The sequence below is a fragment of the Streptomyces sp. BK208 genome (genome assembly GCF_004364245.1).
Classification (GTDB): Bacteria; Actinomycetota; Actinomycetes; order Streptomycetales; family Streptomycetaceae; genus Streptomyces.
The window spans coordinates 216,742-241,257 of sequence record NZ_SOAV01000013.1; the positions used below are offsets into that span (position 1 = coordinate 216,742).

The following is a 24,516-nucleotide window of genomic DNA, read 5'->3' on the forward strand; positions in this document are numbered from 1 at the left end:
CGAAGAACTCTTTGCGGTTCACTCTGCCTGCGAGGGTCATGCTGCTCTTGTGGCTGGCGAACACGGGACGTACCACCCCCCCGGACAGGGTCGCGCGGCTGTCGGAGCGGCACAGACAACCTGCGCGAACGAAGCGGATGCAGCGGCCCGCTGGCGTGGTCGCCGGCTCAGCGGTGGGTGCCGTGCTGGGCGGCCGTGTCGCCTCCCGTTTCCTGGTGGCTCGGTCCGGCCGCGTATGCCAGCGGAGGCGCGATCGCTTGCGCGTCCGCTCCCTCACCAACCCACAGAGCGATGAACAGCGCGGCGGTTGCTTCCAGGAGCCCCGCCCGTTCGAGACCGCCTCCAGCAACGGGTTCGCACCCTACGTCCTGCACCAACTCGCGTACCCGGTCGAGGGCCGTCTCGTCGTCCCCGCAGATGGGCACGGCCAGTGGCCGCCCGTCGAAGACAGGCGGCCGCATGCGCCACACGTCCTCGTGGCAGAGGTTGAAAGCCTTGACCACGTGGGCTCCTGGTGCCGCTACCGCAAGTTGCTGCGCGGCTGAGAGACCTCCTTCCGTCAGCAGCCGGAAGCCCGGCCCGACCGGGTTGGAGCAGTCGAGCAGCACCTTGCCCTTCAGGGCTGCGTGCAGGTCCCGCGCCACGTCTACCCCCGCCCCGAAGGGCAACGCGGCCAGTACCACCTGGCCGGATTCGGCCGCCGCGCGCAGACTGGCAGGCTTCGCGCTGCCCCCGAGGCGTGTCGCGAGCCGCTCCGCCTTGTGTGCGTCCCGTCCCCCGATGATCACCTCGTGCCCGGCCCGCACCCAGTGGGTGGCGAGCGCGTCAGCCATGTTGCCCGTTCCCAGTACGCCGATTCTCACCACGTGTTCCCTTCTCCGTGCCTGCTTTGACGGTTCGTACCGACGCTAGAAGGCCGTTCGGGCACCATTTGGTACGTGACCACCGACGCCTTCCTCGCCGACTGCCGTGCCCGCCTCGCCTTCGACTTGCTCTCCAACACCTGGAACGCCGTGGTGCTCTGGGCGCTGCGCGACGGCTCCAGGCGCCCGGTCGAACTACGGGAGCGGATCGGGGGGATCAGCTCCAAGGTCCTCACCGAGACCCTGCGGCGGCTGCAGTTCAACGGGCTGGTCGATCGGCAGGCACACCCCAACGCATCGTCAGGGGTTGAGTACCAGCTCACCGCTCTGGGACGGACCTTTCTGGCACCCATCGACGCGGTCGGCGCATGGGCCTTCGAGCACGGCGATGAGGTCATGGCCGCCCAGGAAACAGCATGCGCTCCCGACCCGCAGTCCCCTCATTCAACTTGCTAGTGGGATCAACAGCGTGAGCGCAGACGTCGCCGGCGGATGGGTGCGCATCCCAGAGTGAGGCAGGCTCAGTGGATGTCGTCACGGATCTCCCGGCGGATCCGTGGGCGGAACTGGGACGGGCGGGCGCACGCGTCTTTGACGACCCGGCGGTGAGCGCCCAGGTCGGAGCCGTGCTCGGCGCATCGGCGCATGATGTCAGCGGGTTCACACTGATATTCCTGGCCATGTGGCGGTACTTGTCGTGGTCGTAGCCGCGGTCGCCAAGTACCACGTTCACCACGTTCGGCCTGCGCCGAGGCCGACCTTGCTCGCCCCAGCACTGGCGGTACGGCTTCGAGCAGCGGGACGAGCTGAGTGACATCGTTGCGGTTCCCGCCGGTCAGAGCGGTGGCGAGCGCTATTCCGGTGGCGTCGGTGATCAGGTGGTGTTTGCTGCCGGTTCTACCTCGGTCAACCGGGCTTCGGCCCGTCTTGGATCCCCTGCGACGTCCGGATGCGGTAGCCGTCGACGGCCACTCCGGCGAACTCCAGGGCTTTCGCGCTGCGGAGGTTGGTGGCGAGGGCCTCGTGCAACCGGGGGCCACACCCCGATCTCGGACCACTCGGCCAGGCAGCCGCACCAGCAGATCATGCCCGAGCCGAAGCCAACTTCTTCCGGCATGTACTCCCACGGCCGTCACCCGGTTCACCTCTCGACCGCGACCGCCCCGATCATCGGGAGCCACCACCCTTCGTCCGAGGGCACGGCCGAAAGAGGTGGTCTGACCACTAGACCATCTGTCCGCCAAGTTCTAAAGTGCGCACATGCCCTTGCAACCAGTCAATCGGCGTTCGGTCCCTGACGAAGTGTTCGATCAGCTCTTCGGAGAAGTCATCAGTGGCAGCCTCGCCCCGGGTGAGAACCTGCCCAGTGAGCGCCGGCTCGCGGAGGTGTTGGGAGTCTCACGCCCGGCAGTACGCGAGGCACTGCAACGACTTGCCCACGCCGGCCTGGTGGAAGTGCGCCAAGGAGATGCCACCACGGTGCGCGACATCCGTCGGTCCGGCGGCCTCGACCTGCTGCCTCGCCTCCTGTTCGCCGGCGGCGAGATCGATCTGGCGGTCGCCCGGAGCATCCTCGAAGCGCGGCTCCACGTGGGCCCGAAGATCGCCGAACTGGCAGCCCGACGCCGGGGACCGACACTGGTCCCGCAGCTCGAGGCCGCTGTCCAAGCGCTGAAAGACGACGGCGATCCGGTCGCCCGGCAGCGACATGCGCTGACTTTCTGGGAGCACGTCACGGACGCCGCCGACTCCGTGACCTTCCGCCTGATGTTCAACAGCCTGCGAGCAGCCTACGAACCCGCGCTTGATGCTCTGGCCCAGGTCATGGCCACGGAGGTGGACCGGACCTGCGCCTACGACGCCGTGGTCGCCGCCATCGCCGACGCCGACGCCGACGCCGCGCACAGCCGTGCCGAGGCCTTGCTCCGCCCGGCCACCGAGGCCCTGATCGAAGTCATCAATCAACTCGAGGGGTGAGCAACCTTGCGCAAGACGACTGCGCAGCAGAAGCGGGACACCGAGAACGCCGTGACATCGGACGCCCGTGCCCGTGTGCGAGCGGACGAGTCCGCCCTCTCGGCGCCGCGCCGCACCGCTGTGACGCTGGGAGGCGCCTTCCGCGCCTTCTGCCGATACCCGTCGCCCTGGATCATCAGCGCGGTGCTGGGCGTACTGCTCACCGGCCGCATAGCCGTGGGGGACTGGAGAGGTGAGGACGCCTTCGCACCGCTCGTGCTGATCCTGCTGTTTCCCCTGCTCGAGTGGCTGATCCACGTCTTCGTCCTGCACTGGCGTCCCCGAAAGGTCGCGGGCCTCACTCTCGACACCCTGTTGGCGAGGAAGCACCGTGAACATCACGTCGACCCACGTGACACCCCCCTGGTCTTCATCCCTTGGAAGGCACTCATCTGGGTGATCATCGGCTACAACACAGCCGCCCTCGTGGCCTTTCCGCGACTCGGCCAGGCCCTGACCTTCATGATCACCGTGACGGTCGCGGGACTGGTCTACGAGTGGACGCACTACCTGATCCACAGCGACTACCGACCCCGGAACAGGGCCTACAAAGCTGTCTGGCGCAACCACCGGCTGCACCACTACAAGAATGAGCACTACTGGTTCACGGTCACCACGACCGCAAGCGCCGACCGCCTCCTGGGAACCTATCCCGACCCGGCGGCCGTGCCGACGTCGCCCACTGCCAAGACCCTGCACGGCCAGCGGTGACGCGCGAGCGCCCGCAGACGCAGGGGGCAGCCACGAGGGCCCGCGTACCTGGGGATGGCACCGCTGTGCACCCGGCTCCTCGGCGACCGACACGACAGCCCCTCGTCGCGGACCCGAGCGCCGGGGAGAGGGCTGGGTTCGCGGGGTGACGGTGCGCCGTTCGGCCCTGTCCGCCGGTCGCGGGCAGCCCGGCCCCGTGTCAGGGTCACACATGACCGGCCCCGCCTGGCCCGATGCCGGGACGCCCATGTGCCCGGCCGACGGCCGTCGCCCCCGCATGCGTACGTTGCGGCGCCTACGAGTCGAAGGAGCAGAAGCGCAATGACCGATGTATCGAGCCAGGGTCCCGCTCCCGGCGATGACCGCAGGGTGCTCACCAACCGGCAGGGACATCCGGTCTACGACAACCAGAACCAGCGCACCGTCGGCGCCCGCGGACCCGCGACGCTGGAGAACTACCAGTTCCTGGAAAAGATCAGTCACTTCGACCGGGAGCGCATCCCCGAGCGCGTCGTGCACGCCCGCGGAGTCACCGCGTACGGCTACTTCGAGGCGTACGGTGCCTGGGGCGACGAGCCGATCGACCGCTACACCCGCGCCAAGCTCTTCCAAGAGCGCGGCAAGCGCACCGACATCGCCCTGCGCTTCTCCACCGTCATCGGCGGCCGCGATTCCTCGGAGGCGACCCGCGACCCACGCGGCTTCGCGGTCAAGTTCTACACGGAGGACGGCAACTGGGACCTGGTCGGCAACAACCTGGGCGTCTTCTTCATCCGGGACGCCATCAAGTTCCCGGACGTCATCCATGCCCTCAAGCCCGACCCGGTCACGTTCGAGCAGCAGCCCCGGCGCATCTTCGACTTCATGTCGCAGACCCCGGAGTGCATGCACATGCTGGTCAACCTCTTCAGCCCGCGCGGCATCCCCGCCGACTACCGCCACCAGCAGGGCTTCGGCGTCAACACCTACAAGTGGGTCAACCGGACCGGTGAGACCAAGCTGGTCAAGTACCACTGGATGCCCAAGGCAGGTGTGCGCAGCATGACCGAGGAAGACGCCGCGCAGGTGCAGGCCGACTCCCTCGGCCACGCCACCAAGGACCTGTACGAGGCGGTCGCCCGCGGCGACTACCCGGAGTGGGAACTGCTCGTCCAGATGATGGACGACCACGACCACCCGGAACTGGACTTCGACCCGTTGGACGACACCAAGACCTGGCCCGAGCAGGACTTCCCGCCCAGACCGGTCGGCAGGATCGTACTGAACCGTATGCCGCAGAACTACTTCGCGGGGAACGAGCAGATCTCGTTCGGCACCGGTGTCCTCGTCGACGGCTTGGACTTCTCCGACGACAAAATGCTGGTCGGCCGGACCTTCTCGTACAGTGACACACAGCGCTACCGTGTCGGCCCGAACTACCTTCAACTCCCGGTGAACCAAGCCAAGAACGCCACCGTGCGCACCAATCAGCGCGACGGCCAGATGGCGTACCACGTCGACGGCGGTGAGAACCCGATCGTCAACTACGAGCCGTCCATCACCGACGGCAGCCTGCGCGAGGCGCAGTACCCAACGCACGACGAACAGGGGCCGGAGATCCGGGGCCGGGTCACCCGCAAGCGCATCCCGCGTACCAACGACTACCTCCAGGCCGGCCAGCGTTACTGCCTGCTGGAGCAGTGGGAGCGGGACGACCTGGTGAAGAACTTCATCGACCTGATCTCGCAGTGCGAGCGGCCGGTGCAGGAACGCATGGTCTGGCACTTCCTGCTGGTCGACAACGACCTCGGCCTGCGCGTCGGCGAGGGCCTCGGTATCAGCCCCCAGGACGTGGCGGGCCTGAAGCCGCTGGCCGGCCAGGAACTCACGGACGAGGACCGCGAGCGGCTGTCGAACCTCGGCAAGAACCCGCCGCGCGATGTCGAGGGCCTCACCATGACCCACTGTGTCCCGAACGAGCGGCACGTCGTCACTCGGTGATGACGCCGACGGTCGACCCTGTCGGAGCCCCGGTGAGCTGGTGCTCCTCGACGTTGCGGACGAGCACCCGGGTCTCGTGGAGGAACGTCGGCGGCCGTGCTGCCCGAGCGCAGAGGCCGTCGCGGCGACCGCGGCGGCCACGGCGTCGCGGGCGGCGGGGCGCGAGATCTCGCTCGGCACCTTCGGCGGATTCGAACGCGCGAGTCAAGGGTGAAGGCCATCCGTTCGGCCGGTCAGATCCCTTACGCCCTGTCACAGTCCTGGGAGATGAGGCCCTGCGGAAGCGGGGGACCGGGCGGGGCGGCAGGACAGGGTCGGGCGTGACCGAGCACTGTGCGACCGATCATGCCGCTTCGGGCCGGGCTGGGCCGGTTCCTGCCGGAGGGCTGGATCAACGCCGAGAACATCAGCGCCTTCGTAGGTGACTTCCTCTCCATCATGTCGGGGCGCAACAAGGGCACCCCGTACGATCCCCTCATCGCCGACGCCTGACCTGTTCACTCGGCCATGCCCTCGGGGACTTCGTCCGTGATGGTGGAGATCATCCGGTGAGAGACCCCGTTGCCCATCGGCCGACGTCCGCGCCGCGGGCTTCCGGGAGCCCGGGCCGCGGCGGGCAGACCGTCGCGGGTCTCGCCGGGACCGTGCCGTCGCTCAGCCGGGTGTCCGGACGAGGGTGTGCTCCAGGCGGACGACGATCCCCTTCGACGTAGGCTGGTTGCTGATGTCGGCGACGCTGTCCAGCGGCACCAGGACGTTCGTCTCGGGGTAGTAGGCGGCGGCCGAACCCTTGGCGGCCGGGTATGACACGACCTCGAAGTTCTGGGCCCGACGTTCGGTTCCGTCCGCCCAGACGCTCACCAGGTCGACGCGATCGCCCTGCGCGAGGCCGAGTTCGGTGAGGTCGGCCGGGTTGACGAGCACGACGTGGCGGCTGCCGTGGATGCCGCGGTAACGGTCGTTGTTGCTGTAGGGGACGGTGTTCCACTGGTCGTGGGAGCGCAGCGTCTGGAGCAGTAGGTGACCCGCGGGTGCCTGGGGGACCACCGGGTCGTTGCAGGTGAACAGTGCCTTGCCGACCTTGTTCGGGAACACGCCCTCGTTGACCGGGTTGGGCAGCTGGAAGCCTCCTGGGCGGGTCACCCGTGCGTTGAAGTCGTGGAAGCCCGGCACGATGCGGGAGATGCGGTCACGGATGGTGCCGTAGTCGCCCTCGAACTTCTCCCAGGGGATGTCCGGCTTGCCGTCCAGGGTGCGGCGGGCGAGCCGGCACAGGATCGCGACCTCGCTGAGCAGCAGCGGGGAGGCCGGTTCGAGGCGCCCTTGGGACGTGTGCACCTCGCTCATGGAGTTCTCGACGGTGACGAACTGCTCGCCGTCCGCCTGGACGTCACGCTCGGTGCGTCCCAGGGTGGGCAGGATCAGTGCGGTGTCGCCGCAGACGGCGTGCGAGCGGTTGAGCTTGGTGGAGATGTGCGCGGTCAGCCGGCACGAGCGCATCGCCTCCTCGGTGACCTCGCTGTCGGGAGCGGCGCGGACGAAATTGCCGGCCAGGGCGAGGAAGACCTTGACACGGCCCTCACGCATCGCCTTGATCGAGTCCACCGAGTCGAGGCCGTGCGGGCGCGGTGGGTCGAAGCCGAACTCCTTCTGCAGGGCGTCGAGGAAGGTGTCCGGCATCTGTTCCCAGATGCCCATGGTGCGGTCGCCCTGGACGTTGCTGTGGCCGCGCACCGGGCAGGCGCCGGTACCGGCGCGCCCCAGGTTGCCACGCAGCATCAGGAAGTTGACGATCTCCCGGATGGTCGGCACACCGTGCTTGTGCTGGGTGATGCCCATGGCCCAGCAGACGATGACACGCTCGCTGCGCAGAACCTCGTCGCGGACCTTTTCGATCTCCTCGCGGGTCAGCCCGGTCGCCGCGCGCACGTCGTCCCAGTCGACGCCGCGGGCATGCTCGGCGAACTCCTCGAAGCCCGTGGTGTGGGCGTCGATGAAGGCGTGGTCCAGGACGGTGCCGGGGCGGGCGTCCTCGGCCTCGAGCAGCAAGCGGTTCAGGGCCTGGAACAGGGCGAGGTCGCCGCCGGGCTTGATGTGCAGGAAGCGGTCGGCGATCTGGGTGCCGCGTCCGGCGAGCCCGCGCGGCTTCTGCGGGTTCTTGAAGCGCCGCAGCCCGGCCTCCGGCAGGGGGTTGACGGCCACGATCCGGCCCCCGTTGCGCTTCGCCTCTTCCAGGGCGCTGAGCTGGCGCGGGTGGTTGGTTCCCGGGTTCTGCCCGACCAGGAAGATCAGGTCGGCGTGGTGGAGATCGTCGAGACTGACGGTGCCCTTGCCGGTGCCCAGGGTCTCGCTCAGGGCGAAGCCGCTGGACTCGTGGCACATGTTGCTGCAGTCGGGCAGGTTGTTGGTGCCGAAGGCGCGGGCGAAGAGCTGCAGGATGAAGGCGGCCTCGTTGCTGGCGCGGCCGGAGGTGTAGAAGACGGCCTCGTCGGGGGAGGCCAGCGACCGGAGTTCCCGCGCGAGGACGGCCACGGCGTCGTTCCAGCTGATGGGCTCGTAGTGCTCACTGCCGGGCCGCTTGATCATCGGCTCGGTGAGCCGCCCCTGCTGGTTGAGCCACATGTCCGAGCGGGTGGCGAGGTCGGTGACGCTGTGCTCGCGGAAGAAGTCGGCGGTGACCCGGCGCGTGGTGGCCTCGTCGTTGATGTGTTTGGCACCGTTCTCGCAGTACTCGTTGCGATGCCGCCGGCCGGGGGCCGGGTCCGCCCACGCGCAGCCGGGGCAGTCGATCCCGCCCACCTGGTTCATGGCCAGCAGGTCCACGCCGGTTTTGCCCGGGGAGGTCTGCTTGAGGGAGTACTCCAGGGCGTGCACGACCGCCGGGACTCCGGCCGCCCACTTCTTCGGCGGTGTCACGGAGAGGCTGGTTTCCGGCTCCTCGCCGGGCGGATTCTGCATCGGTTCGCCTTTCTTCGTCCGGTACGCGGTCAGCCGACGGGCCAGTGGGCCACCCGGCTCCTGGGCGGTTCCGGCTGATCGTGCTGGACGCGGCCGTTGCGGATGGTGCCCCGCCAGGCCCCGCCCTCGTGCCCCAGTCCCTCGATGAAGTGCTTGAAGTGCGTGAGTTCGCCGCGTACCAGTCGGGCGGTCAGCCGGGCGGCGCGGGAAGAACGGGTGAGGATTCTCGCGGCTCCCCGCGGTTCCAGGAGTATGCCGACGGTGACCGCCGTGCCGCCGGACCCCGTAGGTCTGAACTCGACCTCACCCTGGTGGGAGGGGTTCTGCTCCAGACCACGCCAGGCCAGGTAGGCGTCGGGGTCCTGCTCGACGATCTCGACCGGGAAACGGTGGCGCAGTGGCCCGTGCCCGATGGTCCAGACGGTCACCGTGGGCCTGATCTGCTCGACGCCCTGCACCAGGTGCGAGAAGCGCGGGAAGGCCTTGAACTGCGTCCACTGGTTGTAAGCCGTCGGCACGGGCACCGCGATCTCGACCGTCTCCTCGACATGCCGTTGCGGCAGCGGACGTCGGCGGGTGACGCCGTCCTCGCGCGTCCCCGGCGTGTTCGGCACGGCGTGCTGGGCGTCGTCATCGAGCGCCATCGTGGTCTCTCCTTGGGTGCGGGAGCCGGGCGACCGGGTACCCGGCCTCCTCTCGTGCGGCGTGGCTCCTCTCCCGGTGCCCACATCGCGCGATTCGAGTCGTCCCGGTGCCGTCCGTCCTCCGTGTCGGCAAGCCTCTACCTGTCGCATCAAGGGCCCCTCTGGCCTCAGCCCCCGACGACAATCACATTGCCTGCCCTACGAGCCACTTTCCCGTCGGGCGGGACCATGCCGGGATCGGGCAGCAGCGAATCACCCGTTTGCTTGCCGACGCCGGCAGTCGCCCCCTCGTGCAAGCCACCACCGTGCACGCCGACGCCGACGCCGACGCCGACGCCGACGCCGACGCCGTGAGGTCGTGCCGCTGACGTGAGGCGGCGGGCCGATTGTGACAGAAGGATCAAGCCAACCGTTGGGTGATCAAAAATTCAGCTCGGGCCGGTCCCAGACCAGGGCGGGCGGGTTCGCCGCGGTGGTTCCCGTACGCAGCGCACCGACCCTGCGGTAGAAGCCCTCGGCCGGTGGACGCGATGCCACCCGGACACGCCTGAGCCCCGCCGCGCGCGCCTCGCTCATCATGTGCTCGACCAGGAGCCGCCCGATACCGCGTCCCTGCGTCCCGTTCTGGACGAAGAGCAGGTCCAGATCCGGCGGCGCGAGGACCAGCGAGTGGAAACCGACTACCCGACCCGGGGCGGCATTGGCATCGGCGTCGACGGCCACGAAGACGCGGTGACTCTCGATGTCGTCGGGACCGACGCGGTGGCCCGAGACCATCCCGGTGGGCACACCGGACCTCCACGTCCTCGACGGCTCGGCCCGACAGGTCCACGGCGCCGACGTCGCAGTCATCGTCACGAACGGCCGGGTGACCGGCCCGGCCGTGGCCTTCGCCGGACAGCAACGGCTCCCTGTCGTCGACCGCCAGACCCTGGCCGTCTGGGCAGCCGGCTCATGCCCCCTCTGGACTCTCTCAGACGCCTCCGTGACCGCTGTTCGAGGGAAGACGGAGATGAAGCATCACCGCTCACCCCCGTGTCGTGGTCACCACGCGCAGTGCCATCATCCGTCAGAACCCGACGTCGGGCCCCCGGTAGGTCGGCGGTCGCCGTGCCCGGGTGGCCTGTTCGTACGCGTAGGCCAGTCGCAGAAGAGTCGGTTCGCTCCAGGCCGTGCCCATGAAGGTCAGGCCGACCGGCAGGCCGAAGGCGAAGCCGGCCGGGACACTGACGGCCGGGTAGCCGGCGAGGGCCGCCGGGGTGGAGGAGCCTCCGCCGTGGGCGTCACCGCGGATGAGGTCGATCTTGGCCGGGGGACCCGAGGTCGGCATGACCAGGGCGTCCAGGCGGTGCTCGCGCAGTACGGAGTCGATGCCCTCGGCCCGGGACAGGCGGTGGTTGGTGGCGAGGGCCTCGCGGTACTCACGTTCACCGAAATCCAGCTCCTCGACGAGCTCCAGGCCGTCCTGCTGTACGTACCGCAGTTCCCGACCGGCGTGTTCGCGGTTGAACTCGATCAACTCGGGCAGGCTGCGCGGGTGTCGGCCGGGCGCGGCGGCCAGGTATCCGTTCAGCGCCTTCTTGATCTCGTAAGCCTGAACCACCATCGAGCTCGGCAGGTCTTCGAGGCGTTCGGCCGTGGGGATGTCCGCAGGGTCGATGACCGTCGCCCCCGCCCTGCTCAAATCCGCGATCGCCCGCTCAGCGATCTCGTCGGCGTGCCGGTCGTAGCCGAAGTACACGGTGCGTGGTACTCCGATTCGGGCGCCGCGCAGGCCGTCGGCGTCCAGGAAGCGGGTGTAGTCGCGGTGCCGGTGACCGCGGCCGGCCCGGGTCGCCGGGTCGCGTGCGTCGGGGCCCGCCAGAACGCCCAGCATGACCGCAGTGTCGCGGACCGTCCGTGCCATCGGCCCCACGCTGTCCTGGCTCGGCACGCCGGGGATGACCCCGCCTCGCCCGACCAGCCCGACCGTCGGCTTGAACCCGACCAGGCAGTTCGCGGAGGAGGGGTCGAGGATCGAGCCGTTGGTCTCGGTGCCGATGCCCGCGACGGCCAGGTTGGCCGCCACAGCGGCGCCCGTGCCGGAGCTGGACTCGTTCGGGGAGCGGTCGAGTTTGTAGGGGTTTCTGGTCTGACCGCCCCTGGCGCTCCACCCGGCGTGATGGACGAGAGACATGCCGCCCGCCCATTCGCTGAGGTTGGTCTTGCCGAGGATGACGGCCCCGGCCTCGAGCAGGAGGGCGGCGACGGTGGCGTCTGCGGTCGGCCGCAGACCCATCAGTGCGAGCGAACCAGCCGTGGTGTGCATGCGGTCCGCGGTCTCCACCAGGTCCTTCAACAGGACGGGCACGCCGTGCAGTGGCCCGCGAGTCCCCCGCAGGGCGTCGAGGCGCCGTGCTTCGCGCAGGGCGTCGGGATTGACCTCGATCACCGCGTGCAGGAGCGGGTCGACATGTCGGATGCGGTCGAGGTAGTAGCGGGTGATCCGCTCGGCATCGAGTTGCCCGTCGGACATCCGGCGGTGCAGCCCGGCTATGCTCAGCTCGTCCAGTTCACCGGGGGTGGTGTCGGGCGGCGGCGGAGCGGAAGCCGAAGCCGGGTTCGTGCCCAGCCAGGGCGTCGCAGCGGCGGCAGCGCCGAGCGCGAGCACGCTGCGGCGTGTGGTGGACGAATCGGGAGTACTCATGTGCAGCACGGTAGGGGTGTGGGCCGCTCGGTGCGCTGGGGCTGCCACCCGGTTCCGGCCGGGTGTACTCCCTACAACACGGCACGCGCACACCCGAGTTGCGGAACGGCCCGGCCGTGAATGTGCTGCTGCTTCGAAGGTTGATCGTTCGGCAGGTCGCACGGGTCCGCTCTTCGGGCGGACCCCGAAGCCGATCTCACTGCCGCTCGCGCAAGCCTGTACCCGATGATCCGTTGCGAGAACATGCCCCCGTGATCGACCACCGCGACGCGCGTCGTGCCGGTGAGCCCGGGCCGCGGTCAGATCATGCACGGCCCCGGGCAGCGCGTCAGCGAACCGGGAGATCGCACCCTGATTCCTCACGCCTCGTCAAAGGTTTCGAGCAAGCGCTCGTACGCCGGCTTCGGCCGCATGGCCTCGTCCCACGGCAGGGAATCGGCCGTGCGCGGAGGATAGACCTTGGTGTCGGCGGTGGAACCGTACCGGTCGGTGAATCCCCATGTGGAGAACGATGTGCAGTTCGGCTCCTCCAGGCAGACCCGCAGCTTGCCCGCCATTTCATCAGCCTGGGTCTGCTGCCCGTCCTCCTCGTCCTCACCTACGGAGACGTCCATCTCCGACACCCGCGCCTGAACCCCGAGCTCCGCCAGATCCCGCACATGGCTGCGGAAGGTCTCCGGGTCGATGCGGTCGCCGGGCGCATACTCATGGTTCTGGAAGCCCACGCCGTCGATCGGTACGCCGCGTTCCTTGAGCCGCTCGACCAGACCGTAAAGGGCGTCCCACCGCTCGCCTTCCTCCTCGACCCCGTACTCGTTGAGGAACAGCCGTGCCTTCGGATCGGCCCGGTGGGCGGCCCTGAACGCTTCGTCGATGTACTCCTCGCCCATGGCCTCGAACCACGGGCTCTGCTCGGAGCGCAGGCCGAGATCCCCGTTGGTGTAGCTCTTCTCGTCGTCGGACATGGGCTCGTTGACCACATCCCATTCCGCGACCGCTCCCTTGAAGTGCCCGGCGATCATGGCGATGTGCCGCAGCATGGTCCGGCGCACCTCCTTGGAGTCGTCGTTCTCCCTCATCCAGTCGGGCAGAGCCTCGTGCCAGACAAGGGTGTGCGCGTGCACCTTCATTTCGTTTGCGCGGGCGAATCGCACGAGTAGGTCCGCGTCGCGGAAGTCATAGACGCCCCGGCGCGGGTGGAGGAACTGTGGCTTGAACGCGTTCTCCGGAGTGAGCATGGAGAACTGGCTCCCCGCGAGCGCCCGGTAGCGTGCGTCGGTGAGCAGCGGGTTCTCGGCCAGAGCGGTGCCGACGTCGAACGGCCGCCCCACCTCTGCGGCTCGCGCACGCAGCGAGTCGTCGGACTGCTCCTGGCGTAGCTGCGGCGCCTCGATCACGCGGAGCGAGCCGCCGCTCTCTGCCCGCGCGATCAGCTGCGTCAGACGCCATCCCTCGCGGCGCTCGTCTTCGCCCGCGTCCGCTTCCAGACCGAACCAGACCGTGCCCTCGGCGAACACCCCCGGGTCCTGCACGGTTCCCAGCCGCCGCCCGTCAGCTTTCACGCGGAAGGTGTCACCGATGCTCGACACGGCCAGCGTCACCGTCCCGGAGCAGCCACAGTCGAAAGTCTTGGAGATGGCCGGATCATCGCCCTCGCCGTCCCAGATCTGTGCCTTCACTCGTCCGTCTGCGGTCACACCGACGCGGAGTGAGGGCCGCTCCTGCCGCCACTCGTCGTAGATGACCGGTACACGTCCGTACAGCCGCAGCCAGGAGTCGCCGTCATCATCACCCACACCGGACATGCGCGCAGTGACGGTGAAGTCGCCATCAGACCTGAGATGCGGGCCGGCCAGGTTCAGCGGGGGATTGGGCTGGCCGCCGGAGGAGTCCTGCTCCACGATGTGCCGATCCAATGCGCTGACGCGCAGGATGCCGTTCCGCGCGGTGGTGCCCGGCATCTGCCTCCAGTCGTGACTCCGCAGCAGGTCTTCGACGTTTCCGCCGCCCGCGCCTTCGCCCTTCCCCGTACACCCGGCCGCCACCGCCATGACGAGCATCACGGCGGTCAGCCGCTGCCACGTCCCCCCCCACCAAGGCCCACGGTCCCTCTGCTCTCTTGTGCGAGACGAGATCAACGTCTCGAAACCGGGCCACAGTTCATCACACGTGAGGTACGGGGGTGACGAGCTGGGCCGGGTCTGGAACAAGCAGGGGGACATGACCTGTTTCAGGGCAGACAGGTCACCGGTGGCTGCCGGTCAACGCGCGCCGCATCCGGGGCAGGAGGCCCGTTGGCTCAAGCTCACGGTGCGGACAGAGCACTATCCGGCTGCACGGGTGGCCGTGTCAGCCTCAGTTCCGGCGTCACCCAGAGCGCCCACACCGCGACCAGCCTCGCCGCGCGGCAGCTCCACAGCACCGGGGACCACCACCCGCTCGTCGGCGCCCCGCCCTTTCCCTGGCTCGACCGCCTGTTCACGAGGCTCGCGCCAGGAGACGACAGGTGACGAAAGGGCTCCTACGGCGAACGCGCCGGCCGGCACCGGCCGCCCTTCTCGCGTACGGAAACCGTACGGTTCACACGACGTGGACCGGGTGGCGGACGACCGCGTCGAACAGGTAGCCCTGCGTGTTGGCGGCCGTGGCGTCCGGCTGCGTCCGTCCGGTGCTGTCGGTGGCCCGGGCCAGCAGGGTGCGGGGGCCGGCGGCCGACGGCCGCCACCGGGTGGACCAGCGGACCCAGCCGTCCCGGCGCGGCCTGTCGTGCAACCGGGCCTCGCCCCAGGTGGTGCCGCCGTCGGTACTGACCTCGACCCGGACGACGCCCCCGGCCCCGGACCAGGAACGCCCGGTGAGCCGGTGCGTGGTGCCCGCGGGCAGGCGCGCCTCCCAGTTGAGCTCGAAGGCGCTCTTGACGGTCTGCCGGGTCAGCGGGGCGCTGCCGCCGGCCGGGTGGGCGTCCCCGAAGAGCCGGTAGAAGTCGGTGTTCCAGGGTGAGTAGAGGGGCTGCGCCGCCACCTCGATGTCACCGATCCACTTGATGGAGGCGATGCCGATCCAGGACGGCACCAGAAGCCGCACGGGGTGCCCGTGGTCGGGCGGCAGGGGTTCGCCGTTCATCTCGTGGACGAGCAGGACGTCGTCGAGGGCCTTGGACAGCGGCAGCGGACGGCGGACCCGGCCGAGGTCGGCCCCGTCGGCGGTGGAGTAGGGGGCGTCGAGACCGCGCGGCATGACGTCCACGGCGCGCCGGTCCAGGCCGGCCCGCCGGAGGACGTCGGCGAGGCGGACACCGCGCCAGCGGGCGGCGCCGATCGCGCCGAGCGTCCAGGCGGTGCCGCTGACGGACTGGCCCTGCTGGGAGGTGAACAGGCTGCGCCCGTTGCCCGCGCACTCCACGAACGCGCTGTGTGAGACGGCCGGGAACGTCTTCAGGTCGTCGAGGGAGAACTCGACGGGACGCCGGTGGCGGAGGCCGTCACCCCAGACGATGAGCGACCAGTCGGCGGCGTCGAGGACGGGCGTCGTGGTGTGGTTACGGACGAAGAAGCGCTCGTTGGGGGTGTGGTAGCCGGTTCCGGCGAGGGCGGCGAACCGGGTCTCGGCGTTGGTGCCGCGCACGGTGAACCACGCCTCGGGCAGGGGCTTGACGATCCCGGCCGCGGTGACGGCCCGGCCGGCGGCCCGCGCGAGGGGGCCCGGCGCCGCGGAGGCGGCGCCGGCCAGTCCGGCGGCCGCCAGGAGACGGAGCATGTCACGGCGGGCGACGCCGTCGGCGCGGGCCTCGCCGGCCAGCCACTGGCGGAGTCTGCGGCGGTCGTGAGCGGTTTCGGAGGGACGCATGGCGGCCTGCCTTTCGCCCGGAGCACGACCCTTGCCGGAGCACGGGCGATGCGTCGGGGACGCGGAGAACGGGGGAAGCTCCCGGGGCGGAGAGGCGCCCGGAGAGGCGCTCGGCACCGGCGCGGTGCGTCCACCCGGCGGACGGACGGGAACAGCGCGGCGCGGATCAGACGGTGTGGATCAACAACAGCCGTGGAGCACGAGCACACGGGACCGCGGGGCGGTGGTGCGGCGTCGGCTGGGGACCATGGCGCCATGCTACGAGAGCGGCGGCGCGCGTGGGCCGGAACCGGCGGACTCGCCCAGCGGCTCCGCCGGTTCCGCGCGGTCGGCTTCTCCGTCCACGCGGTCATCGTCGCAGACCGTCCGGGGCACGTGCTGCCTGACGAGGCACTGGTTGCCCGCCGCCGAGGGTCCCGCCGCGCCGCCCCTCCGGTAGCGCCGCGGCCGCAGCCGCGCCCCGCAGGCCCAGCCTGCCGGCGTCCCGGCCGGCCGCTGACCGCCCCCCGGCGGGGGCGTGGCGAACACACCCGACCCGCCCCTGCGGCCCCGCCGGGACTCCGGCCGACAGGAAGGCGTTCCACCCGCGTGCGAGAGCCTCCGCCGCGCCGTAGCTCAGCAGACCGGGCAACGTGCCGTCGCGCCGGTTGGTGACGACCAGCGTCGGGCGTGTGGTGCCCGAGGCGTCGGGACGCAGCAGGTATCCCGGCATGGGCGTGTCCCGTACGGGACTTCGAGCCGGACGTGGCTGCCGTGGGACGCGGCGACGAACCGGTCCCAGCAGGCTCGGTGCGCGCGGAAGGTGGGGAGGAACACCTACTGGTCGGCCATGCCGTCGATGAAGACCAGCGCCTTGCCGTAGTACTGGGATGCGGCCATCAGCGCTAGCGCGCCGTGTCGACCTGGCCCGCCTCCAGCGCCTCCTCGCCGCGCGCGGCGAGATCGGCGCCCAGCCCGGTCCAGGCGTCGAACCAGCTGTCCGGATCGCCGTCGGTGATCCGGTCGCCCGTCGAGAGGGACCGTCGAGAGCACCAGGCCGACGTCCCCGGCCCCGCACGCCGTGGCGCCCAGCATGATGCGGGCCTCGTAGTCGAAGTCGGCATCATGGAACAGACTGCCCGGTGCGGCGATGCGTCTGCGTCCGTCCATCCGCGCTCCGGCGTGGCGCCACAGTGCCTGCCGTGCCCCAACCGGACCGGGGCCCCGGCCGGCCGACCGCCGCGGCCACCGCTCAGAAGAAGAACTCCGCCCTCTTGACGATGGTCCCGGCCCTGCCACCCCGCCCGCCCGACGGCTTCCCCCGCGCGCACCGGTCTCCCGCGCCCGGTCACCGACTTATCTCGTCTGGTTGACGATATCTACGTCCGCCAGTTATCGTCGCACTGACGAAATCGAGGGGGTCCGTCATGGCCGACATCACCCGGCGCTTCGGATGGCGCCATCTGCGCTCCGCGCCCACCGCCCACATCCGCCACCACAAGCGCGGCCGGCTCGTCCACGACGGCCGGGGACTCAGCTTCTGGTACCGGTCGCTGTCGGCGGCGCTGTCCGAAGTGCCGGTCGACGACCGGGAGCTGGCCATGGCGTTCCACGCCCGGACGGCCGACTTCCAGGACGTCGCCGTGCAGGCCACCGTCACCTACCGGATCAGTGACCCGGCCGAGGCGGCGAACCGGCTGGACTTCTCCGTGGACCCCGACAGCGGGAGGTGGCGCGGCGCCCCCCTGGAGCAGATCGCCACCCTCCTGACCGAGACCGCGCAACAGCACACGCTGGACGTGCTGGCCCGCACCCCGCTGGCCGTCGCGCTGGTGGACGGCGTCGCCTCCGTGCGGGAACGGGTCGCCGCCGGTCTCGCCGCCGAACCCCGCCTGCCGGCCACCGGCATCGACGTGGTCGCCGTACGCGTCGTGGCTATCCGGCCGGAGGCGGAGGTGGAGCGCGCCCTGCGCTCCCCGGCCCGCGAGCAGATCCAGCAGGAGGCGGACCGGGCCACCTACGAGCGGCGGGCCGTCGCCGTCGAGCGCGAGCGTGCCATCGCCGAGAACGAACTGGCCAGCCAGATCGAACTGGCCAGGCGCGAGGAGCAGTTGGTCGACCAGCGCGGCACCAACACGCGGCGCGCGGCGGAGGAGACGGCGGCGGCGGACGGCGTACGGACCGAGGCCGAGGCGGCCCGCACGGTCCGCTTGGCCCGCGCGGAGGCCGAGGCCGCGCGCGCGACGGGCGCGGCGCGCGCCGAGGCCCAGGCCGCCTGGCTACGGGTGCACGGCGAGGTCGATCCGGCCACGCTGCACGCCCTGGCGGCGACCCGGCTGGCGGAGAACCTGCCGCGGATCGAGAGCGTCACCCTTGCCCCCGACGTGCTGACCGGGCTCCTCGCCAGGATGGGGCGGCCGGAAGGTCGGGCGGACGCGTGAGCCTGGCCCCGCGGGCGGTGCTCGTGCACCGCAGGACCGAGTACGAGGAACTGCTCGCCCGGCACGGGACGCACGGGCAGGCGGCGTTCTTCCTCTCCAGCCGCGGCCGCTCGATCGACGAGGTGGCCCGCCGCCACGACGCCACCCTGGGGGCGCTGCGGGAGGTGGCGTCGGCGGTGCCGCCGACCTGGCGCAGCACCAGGGTGGAACGGGCGGACCTGGACCGGTTCCTGTTCGCCCCGGAGGACGTGGTGGTCGTGGTCGGCCAGGACGGCTTGGTCGCCAACACCGCGAAGTACCTCTCCGGGCAGCCGGTGGTGGGCATCGACACCGATCCGGGACGCAATCCGGGGGTCCTGGTCCGTCACCGCTGCGCCGACGCGGCAGGTCTGCTGCGCGCCGCGACCGCGGCCCGGGACGGGGGCGGCGGGGCGGAGGAGCTGACCATGGCCGAGGCGGTCGCCGACGACACCCAGCGCCTCCTGGCGCTGAACGAGATCTACCTGGGGCCGCCCGGCCACCAGACGGCCCGTTACCGCCTGGGCACCGGGACGGACCCGGGCGAGACCCAGGCTTCCTCCGGCGTCCTCGTCGGCACCGGCACCGGCGCCACCGGCTGGCTCCGCTCCCTGTGGCTGGAGCGCGGCGCCACCGGGACGATGCCCGCGCCACGCGATCCGCGACTGCTGTGGTTCGTGCGCGAGGCCTGGCCTTCGCCCGCGACCGGCACCTCGAGGGTCTCGGGTGAACTGGGGCGGGGACAGGCGCTGCGGCTGACCGTGGAGTCGGACCGGTTGGTGGTCTTCGGGGACGGGATGGAGGCCGACGCCCTGGAGCTGACGTGGGGCCAGAGCGTGCGGGTGGGGATCGCCGCGGCGTCACTGCGCCTGGTGACGTGAAGGGCCCTGTCCGCGGGTCACCGGTGACCGGCTGGGGGGGGCGATCGCGGTCGGCGCGGCACCGGGACGCGGAGCCGTCGCGCGCGTGAGACGCCCGGACCGCCGGGGGGCCTGCGGTTTCGGGCGGGAGCGGAGCGTCACCGGACGGCGGGCGCGCCAGGGCCGGCCGTCCGGGCGAGGCCGAGCGGCACCGAGGCGGCCAGGCCGTGCCCGGCGTGCCGGGTCCGGCTCGTCACGCCCGGTGCGACCGCTCCTGCGACCGCACCCAGGCGGTGACTGCCTCGACCGCGTCGACCACCGCCTCGAAGCGGAGCGAGTGGTACAGGGCGAAGGCATTGTGCCCGCCGCGCAACTCGGCGTGGACGACCGGATTGTCGGACGCGTCGAGCAGCCCGTCGGCCACCTCTCGGATGTCGGCCGCGGGTACGCACGGGTCCAGGTCCCCGTGGACGATCAGCACGGGCGGCGCGTCCGGCCGGGCATGGCCCATCGGTGACGACTCGGCGCCCTGGTGCCAGTACGCGCCCAGGAAGCCGTTCAGGACGACGACGCCGCTTACCGAGGTGTCGGCTTCCTCGAAACCCGGCTGGAACGCGGGTTTGCCGGGGGTCAGTGGGGCGACGGAGCTCATGTGGCCTCCCGCCGAACTGCACGCCACGAACAAGGTCGACGGATCGGCGCCGTACTCCTGGGCGTGCTTTCGCGCCCAGGAGATCACCTCCTCCAGGTCGATCATGTGCTCGGGTGCCGGACGTGGGGTTTCAACCGGCTGGCGCTGATGGTCACCCAGCCACGGCTCGCCAGCCGGTAGTGGAGGGGGAGCGACTGGCTGTTCTTGCCACCGCCGCTGTAGTGGCCGCCGTGCACGTGGATCAGCACGGGCGCACCCTTGGGACGCGACCGGTGGTACACGTCCAGCAGGTTGTGGCGGCCCACGTCCCCGTACGACAGGTTGGCCACGCGTCGGACGTTCCAGCGGCGCCGGGGGATGGGGACGAACAGGTGCGAGCCCATGGCGCCTGCGCCGGAGCCCTTCGGCGAGGTCCGCGTCGATGGAGGCGCGCCACCCGTCGCCGAGGCCCTCGGTCGTAGCGCGCTCGATCCGGTCCCGCTCGCCCCAGGCGCGGTGGGCGATCACCGCGAGCCCGGGCAGGGTCACGACGGCCGGCCCGACGGTCGCCCAGGCGGCCGGCGAGTCGATGTCGCCCTCGGAGAAGGCCAAGTGCCGTCGGGACCAGCAGCACCCAGAAGAAGGCGGCGAACGGCAGCTCGTCGGCAGCCAGCCCGAAGAGGTAACTGGGGCGGCCCAGCGGATGCTCCCACGGCACCGGCCGCAGCGCGCACTACGTGCTGATCGCGGCGATCGTCACGGTGATCAGATATCCGACGGGCACGGCACCTCCTGGCACGGCGGTCGGCCCGGCCTGCGCGCGTACCCCCGGCGAGGGCGGCGGGCACCAGTCTTCCCTGGTGCTCGGGAAAGGCTCATTGCCGGGCCCCTCTTCGGCCGCACCGTGCCCGCTTCGCCGAACACGCCCCGCTGCGCCCGCTGTCGGAAGCACTACGGGTACGGGGTGCCAACCCCACCCCCCGATCACCTGCCAGCATGATGGCCGGGCACCGGCCGGTCCGACACCGTGGGGTGATCACCGATCAACGGGAGGACACCGTCGTGCGTACTGTCGTAGCGGCCGGCGCCGTCGCGCTCGCCCTGGCACTCACCGCCCCCACCGCCCTCGCACAGCCCGCGGCACCCCGGACCGACGGCGTGTGGCGGACGGACGGCTACGGCACCGTCGTCGTCCTCGACGGCGACACCCTGCAGGAGTACCAGACGACCGCCGTCGGCTGCCTGAAGGGCGACGCGGCCCGGCGCACCGCACCCGGCCGGTACACCGGGGCCGACGGCGACGTCATCACCGTCCGGGTCGCGGGCGACGGACACCACGCCTCCCTGAGCGTCGACGGCTCCGTGGGGCACCGCGCACTGCGACGGCTTCCGCTCCTGCCGGGCGCCTGCACCCGGCCGCTGCCCCAGGACCCGGTCACCACCTTCGACGTCTTCTGGCAGTCCTTCGAGGACAACTACCCCTTCTTCGCCGCCAAGGGCGTCGACTGGCACGCGGTACGGCAGCAGTACCGGCCACATGTGCGCCCCGACACCACCCGCGAGCAGCTCTTCGACCTCTTCAGCAGCATGGTCCGGCCCCTCCACGACGCCCACGTGGCCGTCCGTGACGGGGAGCGGGCCTACGCCGAGGTGCGCCCCGGCACCGAGGCCCCGGGCGCCGGCCTCGACGCCAGGGCGAGGGAGCTGATCACGACGAGAGACCTGCGCGACGCCCCCTACCGGCGGGAGTTCGCGCAAGGCCGCATCACCTACGCCGACCTCGCCGGCCCCGGTCGGCTCGGCTACCTGCGCGTCTCCGGCTTCGGCGGCTACACCGGCGACGACCCCTCCTACACGGCGCAGCTGCGGGAGCTGGACGCCGCCCTGGACACCGTGTTCACCGTCGACCGCGCCCACCGCCTGCGCGGTCTGATCATCGACCTGCGCGTCAACGGCGGCGGCTCCGACGCCCTCGGCGTCCACCTGGCCGGACGGCTCACGGACACGCCGTACACCGCCTACGCCAAGCGTGTCCGCAACGACCCGCACGATCCCGCCCGCCGCACCGCGCCCGAGCCCGTGCCGGTCCTCCCCTCGCCCGCGCCCCGCTTCACCGGGCCCGTCGCCGTCCTGACCGGCGGCTCCACTTTCAGCGCCGGGGAGACCTTCACCCAGGCGCTGATGGCCCGCCCGGGTCGGACGCTGCGGATCGGACAGGCCACCCAGGGCCTGTTCTCCGACGTCATGCACCGGTACCTGCCCAACGGCATGAACGCCTGGCTGCCCAACGAGGAGTTCCTCGACGCCGCGGGCCGCACCTACGACGGCACCGGCATCCCGCCCCACCTCGTCGAGCCGGTCTTCACAGCGCAGGAGTTCGCTGAGGGGCGCGACTCGGCCTTCGACCGCGCGGTGAATGCCCTGTGCCGGCGCTGACCCCGCACACGAGGACGCGGCTGCCGCGGTGACCGGATGCCGCGGTCGTTGCGCAGGGCCTGGAGGAGCCAGGGGTGCACCGGGATCAGGTTCGGCACCACCTGCCAGCCGTTGACGATCCACACCAGCCGCCAGTGCCGGTCCACCCTCGGATCGTGTACCTCTTCGAACTCCTGGACCATCCAGCCCCGGAAGCCAGTGTCAGGGGTGCGCGCGGACACCTCGGCGAAGCGATGCACAAGGTCGTCGATGACGGGTGCGGCCCGGCCGCTGAACGGGCCGATTCCCGACTCCAGGGCCGCGGGCACCGTCTGACGGGTGGCCTCCATCAGTTCCTCGCCCGCTTCGCTCTCGACGGCGAGGGGACGCCCAAACCGCGTGCTCTTCGCCCGCGTCGCCAGCCCTCCCCCTGACCGCCGTGGCCGAGGCCCATGTGCGACTCGCGCAGGGCGGCCTGCCCGGACGCATCGTCCTCGTGCCGTGAACCGCTCGCCCGTTGCCGACGGGCTCGGCGGCACGGTGCGCAGGTGCCGCCGATGCGCCTACCCCCGGCGCCCGCGCACCCCCGTCACCCGACCCAACGCACGGCAACACCACGAACCACGAAGGAAACCCACATGATGAACAGCGCTGTCCTCGGCGCCAATGGAGCCATCGGCTCCGCCATCATGCGCGAGGCCCCGCACCGGGGCCACCGCGTCACCGCGGGCGTCCGCGATCCCGAGAAGGCCGACGAACGGCACGCCGACCTGTCTGTCACCACGGGCGACGTCCTCGACCCGCAGTCGGTCACCGCTGCGGCGAAGGGGCGGGACGTCGTCGTCAGCACCGTCGTCGGCGGCGGCGCCGGCTCCCTGCGCACCCCGACGGCAAGCAGGTCGGGGGCACCCCCGACCTGCCCGACTTCCTCCTGCAGATCATGCACGCCCACGGCGACGCCCTCGACCACCACCGCACCGTGACCGACGTCGACTGGAGCAACCTCAGCCCCGCAGCGACGGTCACTCCCGGCGACCGTACCGGCGTCTATCGGACCGCCCTAGACGACCTCGCCATGGACCAGAACGGTGACCGCACCCTTTCCGTCGAGGACCACGCCGTCGCCCTCCTCGACGAGATCGAGCAGCCTCGCCACCACCGCCAGCGCTTCACCGTCGGTTACTGACCACCCACACCCCACCCCGGCTCCGCCGGTAAGGCGCCGATGGCAACCTGGCTGCGACCGGCACGCCGCCTACCGTGCACGAGCTCCGGGGCCACCAGCCCCGCTGCGATTGGGGCTTACCGGTAGTCCAGCTCGGCCAGCCGGCGCGCCAGCTTGTTGCGGACGGCCGGGATCCGTCCTACGCACGGGAGCATCGTGTTGCGGGCGGCTCGTAGAATCGGGTTCCGGGTGGTGGCGATCTTGGTCATCCGGTCGGTGAACGCGACGACCTCGGCCGCGATCGGCCGTCGCCGGCTCTCGTACTCTTCGACCCGCGCCGCCGCGATGGCGCGCCCGAGGGCGACACCGTCCTGGATGCCGGTGTTCATGCCCTGCCCGCCGGCCGGGCTGTGCACATGCGCGGCGTCCCCGGCGAGCAGCAGCCGGCCCACGCGGTAGGAGTCCGCCACCCGGTGGTGGATGCGGAATCGCGAGGACCAGGTCACCCGGTGCGCCCGCGCCTGGTCCGGCAGGCGTTCGTCGAGCAGTCGCTGCAAGAACCTCAGTTCCGGCTCCGCCGGGGCCTCGGCGCAGGTGGCGACGATACGGTAGTGGCCGCCGGGCAGCGGGGCGACGACGGTCAGACCTGCCGTGCCGAAGGTCAGCGAGACCTCGTTCGGCCCCGGTGCCCAATCCATCTCGACGTCTGCCAGTACGAAGGACTCCTCGTACGCACTGCCGCTGAAGCCGATGCCGGCCGCCTCGCGCACCGAACTGTGCATGCCGTCGGCACCGACCGCGTAGTCGGCGCGCAGAGTCTGCCCGCCGGTCAAGGTGAGGGTGACACCGTCCGCGTCCTGCGCGAGGGACTCGACCTCGTACGGCCGGTGCACATCACCGCCGAGCTCGCGAAGGCGGGCGAGCAGCAGAGCCTCGGTCTTGTACTGCTCCAGCATCAAGGTGTACGGGTATGCGGTCGGCAGCGCGCCGAAGGGGACGGTGAGCAGTTTCCTGGCTCCGTCGCGGACCGCGAACTCCTCGACCTTCAGGCCCTCTTCGACCAGCGGGGCGGCCGCACCCAACTCGTCGAGCACCTCGAGGGTGCGGGCGTGGACTACAGCGGCGCGGGAGGTGTTGGCGCCCTCGGCGAGCCGGTCCAGCAGCACGAAGTCGACGCCCTCGGTGGCGAGGGTGAGCGCGAGGGCCAGGCCCGTGGGACCGGCGCCGACGATGGCCACCCTGGTTCGGGTGGGGAGAGCGGCGGGCTGTGCGGTGGCGTTCACGGCATTGCCTCCGATTCCTT

The 24,516-nt window shown here is 70.9% G+C and carries 19 protein-coding genes and 2 pseudogenes; 10 read left to right on the forward strand and 11 right to left on the reverse strand.

Translation table 11 applies throughout. The features are described from left to right. Positions 1-167: 167 nt before the first annotated feature. Positions 168-863, reverse strand: a complete 696-nt coding sequence (locus EV562_RS28800) for an NAD(P)-binding domain-containing protein (RefSeq protein WP_133889781.1) — start codon at positions 861-863, stop codon at positions 168-170. 75 nt (positions 864-938) lie between these two features. Between EV562_RS28800 and EV562_RS28805 the strand changes: the two genes are divergently transcribed. From EV562_RS28805 to EV562_RS35210, 5 genes are all read left to right on the forward strand, one after another. Next, complete coding sequence (locus EV562_RS28805) at positions 939-1,319, forward strand: helix-turn-helix domain-containing protein (protein WP_133889782.1); 381 nt, start codon at positions 939-941, stop codon at positions 1,317-1,319. An 804-nt stretch (positions 1,320-2,123) separates the two neighbouring features. Further along, a complete protein-coding gene (locus EV562_RS28815) occupies positions 2,124-2,840 on the forward strand; it encodes a GntR family transcriptional regulator (protein ID WP_133889784.1) in 717 nt (238 codons plus the stop codon). A gap of 6 nt (positions 2,841-2,846) precedes the next feature. Next, positions 2,847-3,590, forward strand: coding sequence for a sterol desaturase family protein (locus EV562_RS28820; protein WP_243860220.1), 744 nt, complete (start codon positions 2,847-2,849; stop codon positions 3,588-3,590). 321 nt (positions 3,591-3,911) lie between these two features. Continuing rightward, the gene (locus EV562_RS28825; RefSeq protein WP_133889785.1) at positions 3,912-5,570 is read left to right on the forward strand and encodes a catalase; all 1,659 of its coding nucleotides are present in this window, start codon (positions 3,912-3,914) and stop codon (positions 5,568-5,570) included. Between the two features lie 345 nt (positions 5,571-5,915). Then, positions 5,916-6,062: a hypothetical protein gene (locus EV562_RS35210; RefSeq protein WP_166662027.1), complete on the forward strand. Its 147-nt coding sequence runs from the start codon at positions 5,916-5,918 to the stop codon at positions 6,060-6,062. Positions 6,063-6,224: 162 nt separating this feature from the next. Here EV562_RS35210 and EV562_RS28830 read toward each other — a convergent pair whose 3' ends face one another. From EV562_RS28830 to EV562_RS28840, 3 genes are all read right to left on the reverse strand, one after another. Next, entirely contained in the window at positions 6,225-8,528 is a 2,304-nt protein-coding gene (locus tag EV562_RS28830) for an FdhF/YdeP family oxidoreductase (RefSeq protein WP_133889786.1), read from the reverse strand. Between the two features lie 29 nt (positions 8,529-8,557). Further along, the gene (locus EV562_RS28835; protein WP_133889787.1) at positions 8,558-9,172 is read right to left on the reverse strand and encodes an SRPBCC family protein; all 615 of its coding nucleotides are present in this window, start codon (positions 9,170-9,172) and stop codon (positions 8,558-8,560) included. 420 nt (positions 9,173-9,592) lie between these two features. After that, a complete protein-coding gene (locus tag EV562_RS28840; protein WP_133889844.1) occupies positions 9,593-9,949 on the reverse strand; it encodes a GNAT family N-acetyltransferase in 357 nt (118 codons plus the stop codon). On the opposite strand from EV562_RS28840, the pseudogene EV562_RS36025 reads away from it, so the two are divergent. Next, a pseudogene (locus EV562_RS36025) lies at positions 9,915-10,055 on the forward strand (hypothetical protein); the annotation flags it as partial. The gene EV562_RS28840 and the pseudogene EV562_RS36025 sit on opposite strands and share 35 nt — an antisense overlap. A 186-nt stretch (positions 10,056-10,241) precedes the next feature. On the opposite strand, the gene EV562_RS28850 reads toward EV562_RS36025, so the two are convergent. The 4 genes from EV562_RS28850 to EV562_RS28865 form a co-directional block, all read right to left on the reverse strand. After that, on the reverse strand, positions 10,242-11,858 hold the full coding sequence (locus tag EV562_RS28850) for an amidase (RefSeq protein ID WP_133889788.1): 1,617 nt from the start codon (positions 11,856-11,858) through the stop codon (positions 10,242-10,244). A 359-nt stretch (positions 11,859-12,217) separates the two neighbouring features. Next, a complete protein-coding gene (locus EV562_RS28855; protein ID WP_133889845.1) occupies positions 12,218-13,918 on the reverse strand; it encodes an endo-1,4-beta-xylanase in 1,701 nt (566 codons plus the stop codon). Positions 13,919-14,438: 520 nt separating this feature from the next. Next, on the reverse strand, positions 14,439-15,704 hold the full coding sequence (locus EV562_RS28860; protein WP_133889789.1) for a sulfite oxidase: 1,266 nt from the start codon (positions 15,702-15,704) through the stop codon (positions 14,439-14,441). Positions 15,705-16,588: 884 nt separating this feature from the next. After that, complete coding sequence (locus tag EV562_RS28865) at positions 16,589-16,810, reverse strand: hypothetical protein (RefSeq protein ID WP_133889790.1); 222 nt, start codon at positions 16,808-16,810, stop codon at positions 16,589-16,591. A gap of 300 nt (positions 16,811-17,110) precedes the next feature. Between EV562_RS28865 and EV562_RS28870 the strand changes: the two genes are divergently transcribed. Then, positions 17,111-18,124, forward strand: coding sequence for an SPFH domain-containing protein (locus EV562_RS28870; RefSeq protein ID WP_133889791.1), 1,014 nt, complete (start codon positions 17,111-17,113; stop codon positions 18,122-18,124). Next, positions 18,121-19,023, forward strand: a complete 903-nt coding sequence (locus EV562_RS28875) for a hypothetical protein (protein ID WP_133889792.1) — start codon at positions 18,121-18,123, stop codon at positions 19,021-19,023. The genes EV562_RS28870 and EV562_RS28875 overlap by 4 nt, the downstream gene beginning before the upstream one ends. A gap of 232 nt (positions 19,024-19,255) precedes the next feature. Here the strand turns inward: EV562_RS28875 and EV562_RS35740 are convergent, their stop codons facing one another. Continuing rightward, on the reverse strand, positions 19,256-19,759 hold the full coding sequence (locus EV562_RS35740) for an alpha/beta hydrolase (protein WP_243860222.1): 504 nt from the start codon (positions 19,757-19,759) through the stop codon (positions 19,256-19,258). Further along, entirely contained in the window at positions 19,756-19,983 is a 228-nt protein-coding gene (locus EV562_RS35745; RefSeq protein WP_243860223.1) for a hypothetical protein, read from the reverse strand. Before EV562_RS35745 ends, EV562_RS35740 begins: the two co-directional genes overlap by 4 nt. A 712-nt stretch (positions 19,984-20,695) precedes the next feature. Here EV562_RS35745 and EV562_RS28885 point away from each other — a divergent pair. Together EV562_RS28885 and EV562_RS28895 are read left to right on the forward strand one after the other, a co-directional pair. Then, positions 20,696-22,069 (forward strand): S41 family peptidase, encoded by a 1,374-nt coding sequence (locus EV562_RS28885; protein WP_243860224.1) that lies wholly within the window; start codon positions 20,696-20,698, stop codon positions 22,067-22,069. Positions 22,070-22,686: 617 nt separating this feature from the next. Then, positions 22,687-23,234 (forward strand): annotated as a pseudogene (locus EV562_RS28895) (NAD(P)H-binding protein). A gap of 116 nt (positions 23,235-23,350) precedes the next feature. Here the strand turns inward: EV562_RS28895 and EV562_RS28900 are convergent. After that, entirely contained in the window at positions 23,351-24,496 is a 1,146-nt protein-coding gene (locus EV562_RS28900; protein ID WP_243860225.1) for an FAD-dependent oxidoreductase, read from the reverse strand. Positions 24,497-24,516 lie beyond the last annotated feature (20 nt).

Coding starts and splice junctions, on each gene's coding strand:
- EV562_RS28870 (WP_133889791.1), top strand. CDS start 17,111: ATGGCCGACATCACCCGGCGCTTCGGATGGCGCCATCTGCGCTCCGCG.
- EV562_RS28855 (WP_133889845.1), bottom strand. CDS start 13,918: ATGCTCGTCATGGCGGTGGCGGCCGGGTGTACGGGGAAGGGCGAAGGC.
- EV562_RS28835 (WP_133889787.1), bottom strand. CDS start 9,172: ATGGCGCTCGATGACGACGCCCAGCACGCCGTGCCGAACACGCCGGGG.
- EV562_RS28825 (WP_133889785.1), top strand. CDS start 3,912: ATGACCGATGTATCGAGCCAGGGTCCCGCTCCCGGCGATGACCGCAGG.
- EV562_RS28860 (WP_133889789.1), bottom strand. CDS start 15,704: ATGCGTCCCTCCGAAACCGCTCACGACCGCCGCAGACTCCGCCAGTGG.
- EV562_RS28815 (WP_133889784.1), top strand. CDS start 2,124: ATGCCCTTGCAACCAGTCAATCGGCGTTCGGTCCCTGACGAAGTGTTC.
- EV562_RS35210 (WP_166662027.1), top strand. CDS start 5,916: ATGCCGCTTCGGGCCGGGCTGGGCCGGTTCCTGCCGGAGGGCTGGATC.
- EV562_RS28865 (WP_133889790.1), bottom strand. CDS start 16,810: ATGATGCCGACTTCGACTACGAGGCCCGCATCATGCTGGGCGCCACGG.
- EV562_RS28840 (WP_133889844.1), bottom strand. CDS start 9,949: ATGGTCTCGGGCCACCGCGTCGGTCCCGACGACATCGAGAGTCACCGC.
- EV562_RS35740 (WP_243860222.1), bottom strand. CDS start 19,759: ATGATCGACCTGGAGGAGGTGATCTCCTGGGCGCGAAAGCACGCCCAG.
- EV562_RS28850 (WP_133889788.1), bottom strand. CDS start 11,858: ATGAGTACTCCCGATTCGTCCACCACACGCCGCAGCGTGCTCGCGCTC.
- EV562_RS28830 (WP_133889786.1), bottom strand. CDS start 8,528: ATGCAGAATCCGCCCGGCGAGGAGCCGGAAACCAGCCTCTCCGTGACA.